Below are 16,335 nucleotides of genomic sequence, written 5' to 3'. Positions count from 1 at the left end.
AAATACACTTATCCCTTTAAAGATAAGCTACGTTATTTATGGAAATGGGCAGACTAATCCTATTGTTTGTTGAATCGACTGTTCGATTTGGTCCAAAAAATAAGATTAGTTTAACATCGGCCACCCATCTTCCCTTCATGTTTGTTAGTTTCACTATAGCATAGCGATTTTTCGCTAGTCAAAGTTTTTTATAATCTTCTTTTGGAAGCCTAGATTTTTTGTAATAGTTTGACTTTTCTGATTATACGCTACTGTCCGAGTTTCTATGCGGTTAAGTTATAAATTCCCCTACCAATATTTAATATAATGTAAGACGCTATCTTCTATATGCATTCCGACTTTTTCATAAATTTTTTGCGCATGTACATTGGAGAGTGATGTTTCTAATGTAATATAACGTGCATTTTGCGCCTCACAAAAAGTAAAGCATCGTTCAATGAGCGCTTGTGCTACGCCTTTTTGCCGAGCAATTGGACTTACGTATAAATCATTTAAAATATACGCTCGCTTTAGCCCAACTGTAGAAAACGTAGGATAAAGCTGGACAAATCCAACCGTCACATGTTCAATTATTGCAATAAATACTATAGAATCTTTGTTTACCAAGCGCTGTTGTAAAAAATACTTCGCCGCTGCTACATCACTTGGTTGTTCATAAAACTGGCGATATTCATCGAGCAACTTGCTTGTTTCTTCTAAACGATTTTCCGTCAATTGTTCAATCTCCATACCTATCTTCCCTTTCTATATGTTCTTCCATTAACATTGCAATTTCTTTCGCATTATATTGATCCGACGAATTTAATCCACGTACTACATTTTTCTGTCTTTCTAGTGAATGGTTTTAACTAAAGTTTTATTTTCCTTTTATTCTACTCATCTGAATTTCAAAGCCAATAAGTGTAACGCTGACAACATTGTTTAAACACTTCTTCTTAAACCGCACCGTTAGTACAACTAAGAAAAAAAGGTATGCATAAGAGTTAAATATTCGCTTATATTAACGATTTAAACTTTCTATAAACTCTTCTGATTCCTCAGCTATTCGCTCATAGTCAATACTATGAACATAGTGAGATGAATCTAACTTAATTAATTTCCCATTAGAAATCATACTAATAAAATCATGTTGAATTCCATTCCACGTTTTATTATCAAAGCCTGTTCCCTGACCATTGGATGAAAACAAAAGTATAGGAATGTTCGGCATTCCAACTTTTTTGACTTTTTGTGCATTTGCTTTTATATTATTTATTTCATTGATCATATCCTGAGTCAATGTTCTTCGATAAAAAATTACTTTATACAACTTTTTCTCTTTATCTGTTAAATTTCCATATTTTATTGCGGCACTTTCTGATAGATTTGGAATCCACCTGGTTAAACCAATATTTGCAGCTAAAGCACCTAATCGAACGAGGAACATATTGATATCTAAATCTTCATATGCAGTTGGAACAGCCATATCTAATCCAATGATAGCTTTTATTTCATCAGGGTAGTCTTGCGCCCATTTCAAAGCTTCAATGCCAGACATAGAATGAGGAAATAAAATATATGGGCCTTCAACTCCTAATTTAAAAAGAGCTTCTTTTGTTTCAGCTAGAATTGTATCAATGTCACGATCAGTATCTGTCACTTCGCTAAATCCATAGCCTGCCTTTTCAATAACAACAATTTTATATTGATTGCTTAACAAGGAATAAAGTGATTTAAAATCTAATGCAGGTGAACTCGTGCCACCACCAGACATAAAAACAAGCGTTTCTTCTCCTTTTCCTTCTATATAAACGTGCATTTGATGACCATTAACTTCTACAAGTTGCCCAGTCGGAACAAATAGTTCTTCTTCTTTTGACAGTTGTATTTTATGCTTAATAAAGCTCACAGAAAGAATCAACACAATAAACGAAATAATAACTGTAAATATTATCAACACAATACGTTTAAATCCTCCTTTCATATTTATCACCTATATTCTTGTTCTCCACCATAAAAAAGAATATTTATTTTCTATTAATTCAATATTTTTACATTTAATTATAGAAGAAAAGCGAAAACTCAAGTATTGTAATTGTTGAATAGACAAACCACGGGAGGAGTTTTCACTTTGTACTCCAAGTTTATCAAAACGCTATTAACGTTACCATCTTTTTCAAATCTTCTTTTCCATCTGATCAAGAACGTTGATTTGTGGCACAGTAGCACCAAGAAGATTTGCATACAAAACATATTTATCAAGCATTGAATCCTCTGAAATACGTGTTGAAAGCGACGACAATCAACAGCATGGTTTAAGTGCTTTCAATTTCATCTGTATGGTGCCGTTTCTAAAATTGCGAAAACATTGGTAACACGTGAAAAAGCGTTACTGGATACTATTCTTTCGCTACTATCGAATGGCTTTATGGACGGCACGAACAATAAAATGAAATTCATCAAAAGACAAGGTTTTGACTATCGATGGGAAATAGGTTGCTGATTTTGTCACCCATGACTTTTGGTGACGAACCAAATGGATAAAGGTAAAATTAAAAATGAGCTCGGTGCCATACCGAACTCATTTTAAGCACGTTATCTAATGAAATAACCTGTATAATTTTTCAAGGTCACTTCCATCCAAGGTGCTTTCTCTCTATTTAAATAACTCAGGATAGGCCGTTTTCGCCACAAGCTCTACTGCTTCCCCGATACGTGGACCTGGGCGACCCGTTATATCTGCATCGATTTTGAATACGAGGTCGTTTTGCACCGCTTGGATTTGATCCCAGCTTGCGCGCGCTTTAATTTCAGCAACTGGGTCCTCTGTGTAGTAGACCGTTGTGAAAATTTGCTCAGGATTACGTGCAATGATATCTTCTGCTGACACGCTAAACCAGTCTTTTTGCTGATCAGCAAAAATATTTTCTACACCGGCTGCGTCCAAAATTTCTTGTTGGAATGTTTTGCTACCTGTTGTCCAAATATCTGGAGAAGGTGCAATTTCAAAGTAAATTTTTGATTTTGCTACATCCGCTGTTTTTTCTTGTACTTCAGAAATTTTCACTTTAATATCTTCTACTACTTCGTCTGCCACTGTGGCTTGCCCGACAACATCACCAAGCTGTTCAATATCACCATAAACATCCTCAAACGATGTGGCAGATGAAATCACAAATACTTTCACACCCGCTGCTTCTAGCTGTTCCACTTGTGCTTCGTCACCAATTGTATACGCAATGACTACATCTGGATTCATTTCGATAATACGTTCAGCATTAAATGTGTAAGAATCCGATACACGCTCAATGTCTTGAGCGGCTTCTGGATAATTATCGTAGTCTGTTGCCCCGATGATTTTATCCCCTACACCAAGCGCAAATAAAATTTCAGTGTTACTTGGTTGTAATGAAACAATTGTTTCAGGTACTTGTTCAAAGGACACTTCCTTGCCTCGGTCATCGACAACTGTATATGGCCCAGCTTCAGCTGCTTCTTCTGTTTCTGGTGCAGGTGCTGCCCCTGATGTCGACCCTTCTTCTTTAGCGCCACAAGCAGCTAATAAAAGCGCGGCTGCAAGTGGGGCTACGTATTTCATTTTGTACTTCATTGTTTATCCCTCAATTTTTCCATATGATTTTGATTTAAATGGTATTTCTTCTACACCATGAATTGTATTTACTTCCACAGCTAGTACAAAAAATACATTGGCAAGTAGTCCTAAAAATTGAAATAATATCTCTTGGACTTCGCGCTCTTCACTCACTTTATGCAGTGCACGGTAAGATTTCTTTGCTTCGCTTCGGCAAATATGTAACGCTGTTGCACCTGAATGCCCTTGCGGTAGCACAAATTGTTGAATCGTTTCTCCTGCTCTTTCCACAAATTCATCATAAATGCCATCTAGCCATGCTAAATCCTCTGTTGTAATAGCCACTCTCCCTCGAACAGAGCCATTTACATGATAGGCTAACGGTTGAATTTGTCGTAAAATCGCTATGACTTCCGCATTTTTTTCCGATTCTTCTAATATAGCAATCGCGTCTCCGATACGTGTTGTGAGCGAGTCGGTGCGAATTTCATAATCGACTAGACAACTTTTTTCACGCATAAATGGATAGCATGAATAACGCCAATCTTTTGCCATCCTTATTCCTTCTTTCTTGCTTCAAAATTAAAGGTGTCATCTGTTATCGGCGCTACCTTCGCTACTGCATACGTTGCACCTTTCTGCGAGAAAAAGTCGTAAGTTGAGCCTTCGTTGCGAATACCGTTCATAACGATTGGATTAACCTCTTCCTCAGGAAACATCGCATCAAAGCCTACATTCATCAATGCTTTATTCGCATTGTAACGAACGTACGCCCTTACTTCTGGTGAAAGACCTGTTTCCGCGTAGACATCATCTGTATATTTCATTTCATTTTGATATAAATCAAGTAAAAACTCATAGCCCCATAGCTTTAAAGCATCTTGCTGTTCTTGGCTAAACTGTTTAAATAAGTTTTGTGCAAAGAAACCAACTGCGACACCGTGAATGGACTCGTCACGTAAAATTAACGAAATCACTTCCGCGCTATTACGCAAGAACCCTTGTCCCCCTAAATACAATGGGTAAAAGAAACCGGAGTAAAACAGGAACGATTCGAGCATAACCGACGCATACATCGCCTTCCAAAGTGACTCTGGATTATCTTCTTCAATTGCCTGGTACACTTCGCTAATACGGTTTGCTTTATATTGAAGAAACTCATTTTTTTTGACCCATTCAAATACTTCATCGATTTCGCTATTTGTACAAAGCGTCGTAAAAATATACGAATACGACTTAGCATGAATCGCCTCAAATGCTCCAAAAACTGTTAGTACAGCCTTCTCCTGTAAATCAGGTGTAAACTTGGCAATCTCGTTCATGCCAATATTTGTTTGTACGGTATCCAGTAATGTCAGCCCACCAAATACTTTTTTATACGTATCTTGATGTTCAAAGCTTTGCCACTGCTTGACATCTTTTGAAACCGCAATTTCTTCTGGAAACCAAATTTGCTTCCACTGCTGATCCCAAAAAACTTGCGCTAAATCACTTGTCGGCTTATTCCAGTTGACCGCCTCAAAAGTTAAATTTGACATGCCACACACTCCTCCAAGCTTTGTAGACGCTGACGCACATAATAAACGGATTTAATGCCTTTCATCCAAGCATAAATATACACTTTGGCAAGCTGCTCAGTTGTCCACGCATCTGTTACATAAAGTGTCATCGAAATGCCTTGGTCAACATGCTGCTGTGCTGCTGCGTATAAGTCTATTAAATCGTACGGATTGACATCGTATGCTTCTGTATATAAATGCTCATTATCGTTTGTTAAAAACGGCATCGGATAAATCGTGCGGCTATCTGCATAATCACGAATTTCCACGCGTTCTGTAATCGGACTAATGCTAGCCGTGCAAGAGCGGATATAGGAAATACTCCCAGTCGGAGCAACCGCAAGTCGGTAAGCATGGAACAAACCATACTGCTCTACTTGTTGCTGAAGTTCCTGCCACATTCCCTTTGTAATGAACGGCACATTACCTAACGCTTTTTTCGCGCTATCCGATAATTGCGATAACTCTTTGTTCGTATACTGATTGAAATATTCACCATTCGCGTAATCACTGTCCGCAAATCGGTAAAATGTTTGCCCTGTTTCCTTTGCAATTTCCATTGATGATTTCAAGCTAAAGTAATTGATCGCTTCCATAAAATGATCCATAAATTCGATGGATTCCTCTGAGCCATAACGAATCCCTTCCGTCGCGAGATGACCGTGTAAATTCATGACACCTAATCCAATCGAATGCATACGTTCATTTGCCTTTGCGACAGATGGTACGTTTTTAATGTAGGTCATTTTCGATACATTCGTCAGTAAACGTACCGCTGTATCTACGAGCACATCAAAATCTTTTACTTTCGTCGCTTTGTAAATATCAATCGAGCCTAAATTACACGACACATCCATGCCGTATTCATTTGGCTGATCTTGATCGGTAATTACACTCGTTTCCTGAAATTGCAAAATTTCTGTACACAAATTAGACATTTTGACACGCCCGATGTTTTTTAACGGATGGGCATTGTTCACATTATCATCAAAGATTTCAAACGGATAGCCCGATTCAAACTGCGCTTTTTTCACTTCTGTATAAAGCTTTCTCGCATTTAGTCTCTTCAATTTACGAATATTCGGATTATCGAGTAGCTCATAATACATCTCTGAAATTGACATTTCAGACATCCGTTTGCCATATTCCTTATAAATATCGTAACTACTGAATAGAACAATATCTTTGTCTCTTCGCATTAACTCAAAGAAAATGCTTGGAATAATAATGCCTGTTGATAATGTCGCAAGCCGAATTTTATCATCGGCATTTGGCTTTTTGGATGAAATAAAGCTTTCGATATCGCCATGGAAAATATTTAAATACACAACACCTGATCCGTTACGTTGTCCGAGTTGATTGGAGTAGCTAAACGAATTTTCAAGTAACTTCGCCACAGGCATCACACCACTTGCTCGGTTCAGTATGCCTTTAATCGGATCACCGAGTGGGCGTAAATCTGTCAAGTTCACACCAACACCACCACCAAGGCGGGAAAGCTCTAAACAGTAGCCAATATTTTCGGCAATGGAGTTCATCGTATCGTCCATTGTTAGCTTAAAGCAGCTTACTAACTCACCGCGTGCTTTTTTCCCACTATTAAGCGCTGTCGGGGTAGCTGGTTGGTATGCTTCCATTATCGCTTCTACCGCGCGCTCTGCTAACTGCTCATCACCTTGTGCTAAATATAGTGCAATAATAACGATTCGGTCCTCATACTTTTCTAAAATCTCGTTGCCATCGCGACTTTTCATCGCATAGCTTTCATAAAATTTACTGGCACTCATGAAAGACGGGAAGCGAAAATGATACGCATACGCCTTTTTGTATAACCGCTTAATAAAGTCAAATGAGTACATGTCTAAAAATGCTGGCTCATAATAGCCTTCATCCACTAAATAGCGAAGCTTTTCCTCTAAATCAATGAAATAACGCATGCGTACATTGACATCTTCTAAAAAATAGCGTCTCGTTGCCTCTAAGTCCTTCACTAAATCAAGCTCGCCTGTTGCACGATAACGATTAAGCACCTCATTATTTAATTTCAAATACTGCTTCATGCTGTCCCTCCTGTATATGCTCATAGTAAAATGCTTGAATTGCCGCATAATCCTTCGCTGTGCCACGCAAATCTAATTTACATACAAGTGGAATGTTATACAGCGCGGCTAATTTATCGCCTGCTTGTCCAAACACTTGATGACCAAAATTGCTATTCCCACTAACAATGATCCCTCTACAAAGCTTGTAATGTTGTTTCATAAACTGTTCTACTCGTACTGGAATATCGCCTAAACCATCTGTATATGTAAATAATAAAAAGGGTGTTGTCAGTTGTTGTACTTCATTCATTTCAATGTTTGGGAGTTGTAAAGTTTGTGTCACATAGCGTACGTTTCCAGTGCGACTTGCATATACAATCATGCTTGCATCGCTTCAATTTTCGAGAGGATGTTTGGAATATCCCCAATCAGTTCACCATTCACTTCTAAAATTGGTACAGAAGAGAAGCCTGCCTGCTGTATTTTCTCCATAGCCGCTGTGTCATGATCAATATTAATCCAATCTGCTGATAAGCCTGCCTGTTGTAGTTCTGATTTCACCCATAAACATTTTGGGCAAATTGTTTTTGTATATAGTTTCATACTATTCTTCCTTTCTCATATAAAAATAAAAAAAGCTACCTAACAATGAGGTAGCTTGAAATGGAAACGTCAAAAAAGAGTCCGCCTCCATTTCCTATCCCCCGAAGAAATGTACAGTCGTCTAGGTAGGCAGGTCTCCTGGCTTTGCTTCATCCTTTGACGCTCCTTCCCATACAAAAATGTACAGTGGATTGTTTCGTCATCGTCAGCATTTACAGTTGCGGGGACAGCGACGGATTTACACCGTTCTTCCCTTTTAAACTACATATAGTAGTACCCTCACTAGAACTAACACAATATATTGTTTTATTTCAACAGAACTTAGTATAGCATGTCTTGAAATGTTCTGCAAAGCTATTTTTGAAATTGCTTACAAAGTTTGATTCCATTCGGTTATTTTTAGCTCATAAGTAGCGTAAAATCATGCTATTTCTTTATACATCGGACGACAAAATTGGACATCCCTTTACTCCTTAATAACAAGCGTGTCGATTTACCTTTTATTGTTAATTAAATCGTGTGAAACGTTGATTTCCGCTCCATTCGGCTACAATCAACTAGCAAGTCATTTTTGATTACATTTCATCTAAAAAACACGCTTCTATACAGGAAATATTTTGATAATCAACACACCTGCCTTAATAATTATCCATTAAGAAATATTGCTCCTGCGGTGGTCACATCAAAATGCATTTTCAGACGGAACCATTCATTCTGAAACTCCATACACGACTTTACTCCATTGGATAGTGAACACCTTCGCAAAATTTGTCAGAAGATGGTTTAGCGCACACGAAAGGAGGCTTGTTCAATAAGTGAATAAGCCCCCTTTTATAAAACATCGTAAGCATGGTTTTTAATGATGATGGTGATGATGCTCATATCCATGTTCTTCTGCATATTTTCTAAAGTTCTCTAAATCTTGCATCCCTGTCGATGACCCATTCATCGCTTGCTCGGCACGTTCTACAAGCACATGTTGTAGCTTTGGATGATAGCCAAAATAATTAGCAATTTGAATGTCCACATTTGGATAGGTCACTTCGTAGTTATCACGCATTTTGTACATGCGCTTCATTAAAATACCTGTAAATAGGAAGTATGGCAGCATAATGATTTTTTTCGCCCCAAACTTCACACAGCGCTCAATGCCCTCGTCAACTGTTGGCGTTGCTACACCCATAAACGCACTTTCTACCCAAGGAACGTCAAGCTTTTCCCAAAGTAAGCGTGAAATTTTATAGAAATCCCCGTTCGCTTCTTCATCGCTTCCACCGCGTCCTACTAATAAGATAGCTGTATGTTCATGTTTTTCGTATGGGTCAAAGCCAATTTCTTTTAACCGTTCCAATAAAATTTCAAAAATTCCCGCATGAATCCCAATCGTTTGCCCGTACGTGAAGGTGATTCCTGGGAATTGTTCTCTTGCATGCTCAATCTCTGCTGGGATGTGCATTTTAGAATGTCCCGCATGGAGTAGCATGATGGGAATCACATGAATCTCCTCTGCGCCCTTTTCCACACAAAGCTCGATCCCGTCTTCAATATTCGGTGAAGCGAATTCTAAAAAACATGTTTCTACTAAAATAGCAGGGTCGATTAAGTAGGTTGTACGTTCTATAAACTCACGTACCTCATCATTTCCAGCCTCTACTCTGCTGCCATGCCCAACGAATAATATCGCTTTTTTTGTCGCACTGGATTTTTCTTTTCGTTTTAATACTTTCGTTTTCGATATACCTTTTGTAAAAGTGGGCGTTGCTTGTGCTAAACCATTTTGCGTCATATTGTAAATCATGTGCTGGTCTTCCACTTGACCTGTTACAATATCTCTTCCTACTTGCTCATCTTGTACGCTATACCATTTTCCTTCTGGATAGGAAATAACGACGCATTTATCCTTACAACGGCCGTTACAACGTGTACGTGATGTATGAATCATTTCATCTAGATTGTTTTTTGTAATTTCATCTCGGATAGCAAGTGTCACTTCTTCAGCACCTGCACCCATACATGTACTACCGTTACAAATTAACAAATGGCGTTGCATCCCTTGTAAATTCCATGTTGTCATGTTGTCAGCTCCTTTTTTGGCTCCCACGAAATGACCGCGGCATAAAATGTATGGCGATAATGCACTCCGTCTGCATCCTGCTCAATAAACGGCGCTAATGAATCAAGTACATGCTCCGTTGAAAAGTCCGTGTCGATGATTTTTTTACTTTGTGCAGCAACTAGCGCTTCCATTGTCGGATAATGATACGTACGCTCCAGTTGAATCATCTCGCAATCAGCATAAATCTCAAGTTGATACAGCATATTTAAAATTTCAATATAATCGCGGCGTGGGTATTTAATCGAATAGCCGTATTTTTCATCTAATATTTTGTAATGCGGTTGAATCGGTCCAGTTGTCAGGCCGATAATTGCTCGCTTTTTTGCTAGTGCATTCATTTTCTTGAGCGTGTCGAGCATCTCGTATATGCGGTAAAAACAATTCACGCCTAACACGACATCATGTTGCTCCAGCGCTGCTTCTTCCCATTTCGCATGCATAAATGACACATGGTTCGCTCCTTCAAAATACTGGGCTAAATAAGAAAGCACACTTTCAGAACCGTCCACACATGTTAATCTCGCTACATCCTCTGCTAGTGGAAATGTATAATTTCCCCATCCAGGACCGATTTCAATGACGGAATCTTCCTGTCCAATATACTTTTTCATCACTTTATAAATCGGTATAGCATGGGCTTCGGTTTGCTTGTACGCTTTTTTTTGCATCGACTGTGCCCAAAAGGCTTCCTCTAGCGAATCATCTACCATTCGCTCTGGCATATTACCGTGCCAATCAAGCATCCCTTCCTGCCATAGCTTTTCAAAATCAATTGCTAATGGTCCTTTCAAGTTACGACCTCCTTTAAACAAAGAAAGGGGAGCCAGAAAGTTAAAGCTTTCAGGACCCACCCTTTACCTTTTGATTAATGTCTACTCAGAAATATTGCAAAGCAAGCACTATCATATGTAGTACAATGCTTCCCATAATCCCGTGGGTACATTTCGTGTTGATTTGGCAGGTCTCCTGACTTCACATCCTCACAAGACAAATCCCTTCCCGCATACGCAGTGGTGTCGATTTGTTGCTCCGTTTCACAGTGGCGGGTACCGTGGTGAATTTGCATCACACTTCCCTATTAAGTAGTTTTCACTACACCAAACAACATGTTATGTAATTAATGTATATAAAAGCTCCATATTAAGGTGGCGACGCACATGCACATCAAGCATTTCATAGGCTTGTTCGCGACGCTCTGCTTCGGATTGCACGGCTGTATCAATTGTTGCTAATCCTTTTTCAAGACGAATTCGATTAAAATAATTTCTTGTGAACTGTCGGTTATGGAAAATTCCATGCAAATACGTACCAATCATGCGATCATCGTCACTTCTAACGCCATCTGTTCGACCGTCATGCAATTGCACAAAAGGTTTCACTAAATCGTTTGCTCGTGTACGTCCTAAATGAATTTCATAGCCTGTTACCTGTTCGCCAGTAGACAGTTGGCCTGATACTTGAACCGTTTGTTTTTCTGCTACAAAAACCGTTTCTAACGGTACTAACCCTAGTGTTTTAGTCCGACCACCACTTGCTTCAATCGCTTCCTCATCGATTAATGTTTCCCCAAGCATTTGATAGCCACCACAAATACCAAATATATACGTACCCTTTTGTACATGTTGCTGAATCGCCTGTGCCAGCCCCGTTTTTTCAAGCCATTCATAGTCCTCTACCGTATTTTTTGTCCCTGGTAAAATAATAACCGTTGGATTTTTAAGCTCTGCCACAGATTTGACAAAGCGTACACCTACTTGTGGCTCGTCCATTAATGGGTCGAGATCGGTAAAGTTCGAAATGCGCGGGAAACAAATGACCGCCACATCGATTGGAAACTCCTCAGCTTGTGGTTTTTTTAGTCGCAAGCTCGATAACGCCATCGAATCCTCTGCCTCGATTTGCACATCGATATGTGGAATTAAACCGAGCACTGGAATATTCGTATATTCCTCTAACCACGTAATCCCGCTATCAAGTAGCTCCTTCATCCCGCGGAATTTATTAATAATAATGCCTTTTACACGTGCTCGCTCCGCCTCATCTAACAACATCAACGTACCGACGATCGACGCAAAAACGCCACCTCGTTCAATATCTGCCACTAAAATAACTGCCGCATCCGTTTCATGTGCCATGCGCATATTGGCAATATCTCTTGCCTTTAAGTTAATTTCTGCGGGACTGCCAGCGCCTTCAAGCACAAGCACATCATATTGTTGTGATAAACGCTGAAGAGATGATCTTACTAGTGGCATCACTTCTTCAACAAACTGTTCGCGGTACGAAACAGCGTCCATATTCGCAAAAGGCTTCCCGTGTACAATGACCTCAGATACCATATCGCCCTTTGGCTTTAGTAATATCGGGTTCATATCCGTTGTCGCGATGGTGCGTGCGGCTTCTGCCTGCACACCTTGCGCACGTCCAATTTCGCCACCGTCTTCTGTAATATATGAATTCAACGCCATATTTTGGGATTTAAATGGAGCAACGCGGTAACCTTCATTTGCTAAAATACGACATAAAGCTGTACAAATCACACTTTTTCCAACGTCTGAAGCTGTCCCTTGAACCATAATGGCTTTCATTAAAATTCAAGTCCTTTCACAGCAGACACATCTTGGTCTGCATAATAATGCTTCGTCGGTTCAATTGTCGATACTAAATCAGCTAACGCGACAATCGCTGGGTTGGCAGAACGTCCCGTAATGACCAAATGCATATGGGGCGGTCGGTTTTGAATCGCTTCTAACACTTCTGCTAAAGGGAGTACATCATCGATTGGGAATTTGGTAATCGCCAGTGCATTGTTTAATTCGTCCAAGACAAGTAAATCAATTGATTCATCTTGCAGTGCTTTTTTCACTTTACTCCACGCCTTTTGCAAGGCAACACGATGTTCCTCTGGTGTTTTTGTCCACGTAAAGCCGATACCTAGCTGTTCCGTTTCGACACCCAATTTACGTAGCGCCAGTTGCTCACCGTATGTACGCTCTGGTGATTTAATGAATTGCAAGTACTTGACGTTCATGCCTCGACCAATCGCACGTAATGTGACACCGAGTGAAGCAGTTGTTTTTCCTTTGCCATCCCCTGTATAAACGAGTACAAGTCCTCTTTTTGTCATGCCGCTCCCCCTATAACCACGTCGTCTTCTCACTAAAATGTGAGCGTTTTTTCTCCGTTGTTGGTGTTTCTGCAGGATAGCCGATAAATAGCGTACCGATTACTTGTTGCTCTTCTGTCGCACCGATAAATTGGTGCATACGCTCATCGTGAACAAGCCCTACACCGCGTGTACGCCATACAAAGCCAAGTCCTAATTCTTCCGCTGCAAGCCACATGGACATAATGGCACTACACACAGCAAATTCATTGTCCTTTGTAGCCCCTTCGTCTCCAGCAACTTTATCCGCCGTTACCACAATCACAAGTGGTGTCGTTTGAATCACTTCTAGTGAGCTTGCCACTAAATGAGGTTTCGTTGGGAAACGTTCCTGTAAATAAGCATTCGCCATTTCTTCATAACGCTTTAAGCTATCACCTTGTAGTACATAAAAGTGCCAAGGCTCACGCATACGGTCGTTGGGCGCATACGTTGCTGCTTGCAATAATTGCTCAATTTTTTCACGCTCTACCGGCTTTTGTTCGTATTGACGAATGGCACGGCGTTGCTTTAATTTTTCAAGCATTGTCATTTGCTCAACACCCCTTCTTTAAACCATTCAATTTGTTCTCTTACTTTGACAACCTCACCGACTAAAATCATGGCTGGATTCACGATTTGCTCGTTTTGAATACAAGCCGTAATCGTTTCAAGTGTCGCCGTAAATGTACGCTGATCACTCGTTGTTCCCCATTCAATGACCGCAACAGGTGTCGTCGGTACTTTCCCATGAGCAATTAACTGTGCCGTAATATGCGCGATATTCCCGACACTCATATAGAACGCGATTGTATCGATGCCTTTTAAAGAAGCCCAATCTAAGAAATCTTGTCCTTTTTCTGCTCGGCCATGCCCTGTTACAATCGCAAAGCTTGTCGCAAAATCGCGATGTGTCACTGGAATCCCTGCATAAGCTGGTGCTGCAATACCAGCTGTAATCCCGGGTACGATTTCGTATGGAACGCCTGCCTCTTTTAAAACAGCTGCTTCCTCTGCACCGCGACCAAATACAAATGGGTCTCCACCCTTCAAGCGTACAACACAGTGCCCCTTTAATCCTTCTGCAACAAGTAATTGATTGATTTCATCTTGGATAAGCCCATGTCTTCCTGGCTCTTTTCCGCAATAAATAAGGCGAGCAGTAGGTTTTGCATGCTTTAATAATTCTTTGTTGACTAGACGGTCGTAGGCAATCACATCCGCACGCTGAATACACTCTAAGCCGTATACAGTAATTAACTTTGGATCACCTGGTCCTGCCCCAACAAGATAAACGATTCCACTCACAATGTTTTCTCCTCTTGTACTAGCTGTTGTAAAAATTGCTGACATTTTTCCGTGTCACCTTGACGAATCCATGACAACACTTCTGGTGTAAGCAATGCCTGTAACGCTTGTTTTTTTACTTCACGATCTAGCGATTTCTCCAGCAAATCAAGGCGGGCTTCCTTTAAAAAAGTAACATAGTCTGCATACGATTCATCGTACACTTCGGCTAAGTCTTCCTTTACCTTTCTCGTTAACGACGGGCTCGCACCAGAAGTGGATACCGTTAGCATAAATTCACCACGACGAACAACGGCTGGATTAATAAAATCCACATGCCCTTTCGCATCTGCTCGGCTTAGTAATTGCCAATGCTGTGTAGCTTGTTCTACTGCATCATTGACTTCTTCGTTATTCGTTACAGCAAATATTAACGCTGCCCCGTCTAAATCACTCGCCTCAAACGCTTTTTCGTGCCAAGTCGCTACACCTTGCTCTATATAGGCTTGAATTTCTGATACAATCGTTGGACTCACAATAACAACCTGTGCTTTTGTTGGTAGTAGCGATTGCAGTTTTTGTCTTGCTACATGACCACCACCAACAATGACGACTTTTTTATAATCAATATTTAAACAAATTGGATAGTAATTCATCGACTAGCCTCCTTGCAAGCTGTTAACCAATTATCAATCAGCTGTGGGTTCGACGCAAAATGAAAATGCGTATACCCGGCTACTAAATTTTTGTGTAAATAGCCTTCCTGCTGTGCTCGGAAACGTCCCTTTGAAAAATAAGCAGGTGTTTCATGGTGCCCATCATATGTTGAATAATGGAATTCATGTCCTTTTGCTTGCTCCGCCTCACCAATTAAAAAGTTCCCTGCCATACCCGTAATTTCACGGTAACCTAATGCCGCAAGCTTATCTTGCATCACGACCTGACCTGAAATCACGCCTAGCATTGGGACACGCTGACCACTACGTGTTACAATCGCCTCTGTACAATACATAAAGCCACCGCATTCCGCTAATGTAGGCAGACCACTACGAATCGCTGCTTGAATCGATTCATTCGCTTCCGTGTTAGCCGCTAATTGCTCAGCAAACTCCTCTGGGAAACCACCACCAATATACAAGCCTTGCGCTTCTGCTGGTACTGTTTCATTGGCAAGCGGTGAGAAGTAATGCAAGACCGCTCCGGCTGCCTCTAACAGCTCTAAATTTTCCTGATAATAAAAATTAAATGCCGCATCCTTTGCGACTGCAAGATGCACCGCTTCTGTATGACGCTTTTCAAAAATGGCTGAAGTCGCTTCAAGCGGTTCTGCCTTTGTAATCGCTAGTAATTGATCAAGGTCAATCGTTTCTTCAATTTTTTGTGCAAGCTCAGTAAAATAATCATCAAGCTCCCCGCGTTCAATGGCTGGAATTAACCCTAAATGGCGGCTTGGGATTGTTGGGACAGCTCCTTTTAATAAGTAGCCAATGACCGGAACATTACATTCTTGCTCAATCGCTGCTTTTACGATATCAAAGTGACTTTTACTCCCTAACTTATTGGCAATAATACCCGCAATGTGCACGTTTTCATTTAATACTTGGAAACCCTTCACAATAGCGGCGACGCTCCGTGCCATGCTTGCGGCATTGACAATTAAAATAACCGGGCTATTTGTTAGCTGACTAATTTCAGCGGTTGAGCCTGTATCTGCAAGAGGAGACTTTCCGTCGTAAAGTCCCATGACGCCCTCAATGATGGCAACATCCGCATCTTTTGAGGCACGACTCACAATCGTTTGAACGATTTCATGCGACAGCATCCAGCTATCAATATTACGCGATGGACGCTTTGTTACCGCAGTATGATAAGAAGGGTCGATATAATCCGGTCCACATTTAAACCCTTGTACACGAAGCCCTCTGTCCATCAGCGCACGCATAATCCCAATCGTAAGTGTTGTCTTTCCTACATCGCTCCCCGTACCTGCAATGACAAATCGATTACTCATG

16 protein-coding genes, 1 pseudogene and 2 riboswitches are annotated in these 16,335 nt (G+C 40.5%); of the genes and pseudogenes, 1 reads left to right on the top strand and 16 read right to left on the bottom strand.

Translation table 11 applies throughout. The features are described 5' to 3' along the window. Positions 1–288: 288 nt before the first annotated feature. Both AAGS61_RS13315 and AAGS61_RS13310 read right to left on the bottom strand, forming a co-directional pair. The gene (locus AAGS61_RS13315) at positions 289–729 is read right to left on the bottom strand and encodes a GNAT family N-acetyltransferase (protein WP_391372646.1); all 441 of its coding nucleotides are present in this window, start codon (positions 727–729) and stop codon (positions 289–291) included. Positions 730–1,000: 271 nt separating this feature from the next. After that, positions 1,001–1,963, bottom strand: coding sequence for an alpha/beta hydrolase (locus tag AAGS61_RS13310; RefSeq protein ID WP_391372643.1), 963 nt, complete (start codon positions 1,961–1,963; stop codon positions 1,001–1,003). A 333-nt stretch (positions 1,964–2,296) separates the two neighbouring features. Here AAGS61_RS13310 and AAGS61_RS13305 point away from each other — a divergent pair. After that, positions 2,297–2,482 (top strand): annotated as a pseudogene (locus tag AAGS61_RS13305) (transposase); the annotation flags it as partial. Between the two features lie 153 nt (positions 2,483–2,635). On the opposite strand, the gene AAGS61_RS13300 reads toward AAGS61_RS13305, so the two are convergent. The 14 genes from AAGS61_RS13300 to AAGS61_RS13235 form a co-directional block, all read right to left on the bottom strand. Then, positions 2,636–3,589 (bottom strand): ABC transporter substrate-binding protein, encoded by a 954-nt coding sequence (locus AAGS61_RS13300; RefSeq protein ID WP_391372640.1) that lies wholly within the window; start codon positions 3,587–3,589, stop codon positions 2,636–2,638. A gap of 3 nt (positions 3,590–3,592) precedes the next feature. Continuing rightward, positions 3,593–4,126 (bottom strand): hypothetical protein, encoded by a 534-nt coding sequence (locus AAGS61_RS13295; protein WP_391372637.1) that lies wholly within the window; start codon positions 4,124–4,126, stop codon positions 3,593–3,595. Between the two features lie 2 nt (positions 4,127–4,128). After that, the gene (gene nrdF, locus AAGS61_RS13290) at positions 4,129–5,109 is read right to left on the bottom strand and encodes a class 1b ribonucleoside-diphosphate reductase subunit beta (RefSeq protein ID WP_391372635.1); all 981 of its coding nucleotides are present in this window, start codon (positions 5,107–5,109) and stop codon (positions 4,129–4,131) included. Next, complete coding sequence (gene nrdE / locus AAGS61_RS13285; protein ID WP_391372632.1) at positions 5,097–7,190, bottom strand: class 1b ribonucleoside-diphosphate reductase subunit alpha; 2,094 nt, start codon at positions 7,188–7,190, stop codon at positions 5,097–5,099. Before nrdE ends, nrdF begins: the two co-directional genes overlap by 13 nt. Further along, on the bottom strand, positions 7,165–7,554 hold the full coding sequence (nrdI, locus tag AAGS61_RS13280; protein WP_391372629.1) for a class Ib ribonucleoside-diphosphate reductase assembly flavoprotein NrdI: 390 nt from the start codon (positions 7,552–7,554) through the stop codon (positions 7,165–7,167). Before nrdI ends, nrdE begins: the two co-directional genes overlap by 26 nt. Further along, positions 7,551–7,775: a glutaredoxin family protein gene (locus AAGS61_RS13275; protein ID WP_391372626.1), complete on the bottom strand. Its 225-nt coding sequence runs from the start codon at positions 7,773–7,775 to the stop codon at positions 7,551–7,553. Before AAGS61_RS13275 ends, nrdI begins: the two co-directional genes overlap by 4 nt. A gap of 111 nt (positions 7,776–7,886) precedes the next feature. Continuing rightward, a riboswitch (cobalamin riboswitch) is annotated at positions 7,887–8,071 on the bottom strand. Positions 8,072–8,631: 560 nt separating this feature from the next. Next, a complete protein-coding gene (locus tag AAGS61_RS13270; protein WP_391372623.1) occupies positions 8,632–9,849 on the bottom strand; it encodes a CbiX/SirB N-terminal domain-containing protein in 1,218 nt (405 codons plus the stop codon). Then, the gene (locus tag AAGS61_RS13265) at positions 9,846–10,682 is read right to left on the bottom strand and encodes a class I SAM-dependent methyltransferase (protein WP_391372620.1); all 837 of its coding nucleotides are present in this window, start codon (positions 10,680–10,682) and stop codon (positions 9,846–9,848) included. Before AAGS61_RS13265 ends, AAGS61_RS13270 begins: the two co-directional genes overlap by 4 nt. 147 nt (positions 10,683–10,829) lie before the next feature. Then, a riboswitch (cobalamin riboswitch) is annotated at positions 10,830–11,008 on the bottom strand. Beyond that, the gene (locus AAGS61_RS13260) at positions 11,001–12,479 is read right to left on the bottom strand and encodes a cobyric acid synthase (RefSeq protein WP_391372618.1); all 1,479 of its coding nucleotides are present in this window, start codon (positions 12,477–12,479) and stop codon (positions 11,001–11,003) included. (Overlaps the previous riboswitch by 8 nt.) Next, complete coding sequence (locus tag AAGS61_RS13255; RefSeq protein ID WP_391372616.1) at positions 12,479–13,018, bottom strand: cob(I)yrinic acid a,c-diamide adenosyltransferase; 540 nt, start codon at positions 13,016–13,018, stop codon at positions 12,479–12,481. The genes AAGS61_RS13260 and AAGS61_RS13255 overlap by 1 nt, the downstream gene beginning before the upstream one ends. 10 nt (positions 13,019–13,028) lie before the next feature. Next, positions 13,029–13,589 (bottom strand): nitroreductase family protein, encoded by a 561-nt coding sequence (locus AAGS61_RS13250; RefSeq protein ID WP_391372613.1) that lies wholly within the window; start codon positions 13,587–13,589, stop codon positions 13,029–13,031. Beyond that, positions 13,586–14,347 carry a uroporphyrinogen-III C-methyltransferase gene (gene cobA, locus AAGS61_RS13245; protein WP_391372709.1) on the bottom strand — a complete coding sequence of 254 codons (762 nt, stop codon included), beginning with the start codon at positions 14,345–14,347 and terminating at the stop codon, positions 13,586–13,588. The genes AAGS61_RS13250 and cobA overlap by 4 nt, the downstream gene beginning before the upstream one ends. Beyond that, positions 14,341–14,979, bottom strand: coding sequence for a precorrin-2 dehydrogenase/sirohydrochlorin ferrochelatase family protein (locus AAGS61_RS13240; RefSeq protein ID WP_391372611.1), 639 nt, complete (start codon positions 14,977–14,979; stop codon positions 14,341–14,343). The genes cobA and AAGS61_RS13240 overlap by 7 nt, the downstream gene beginning before the upstream one ends. Beyond that, on the bottom strand, positions 14,976–16,334 hold the full coding sequence (locus AAGS61_RS13235; protein ID WP_391372608.1) for a cobyrinate a,c-diamide synthase: 1,359 nt from the start codon (positions 16,332–16,334) through the stop codon (positions 14,976–14,978). Before AAGS61_RS13235 ends, AAGS61_RS13240 begins: the two co-directional genes overlap by 4 nt. Between the last annotated feature and the right edge of the window lies 1 nt (position 16,335).

The organism is Lysinibacillus sp. KU-BSD001, assembly GCF_042920265.1.
Classification (GTDB): domain Bacteria; phylum Bacillota; class Bacilli; order Bacillales_A; family Planococcaceae; genus Lysinibacillus_B.
The sequence above is the reverse complement of the archived record's forward strand: the minus strand, read 5'-3'. Positions and strand labels throughout refer to the sequence as shown.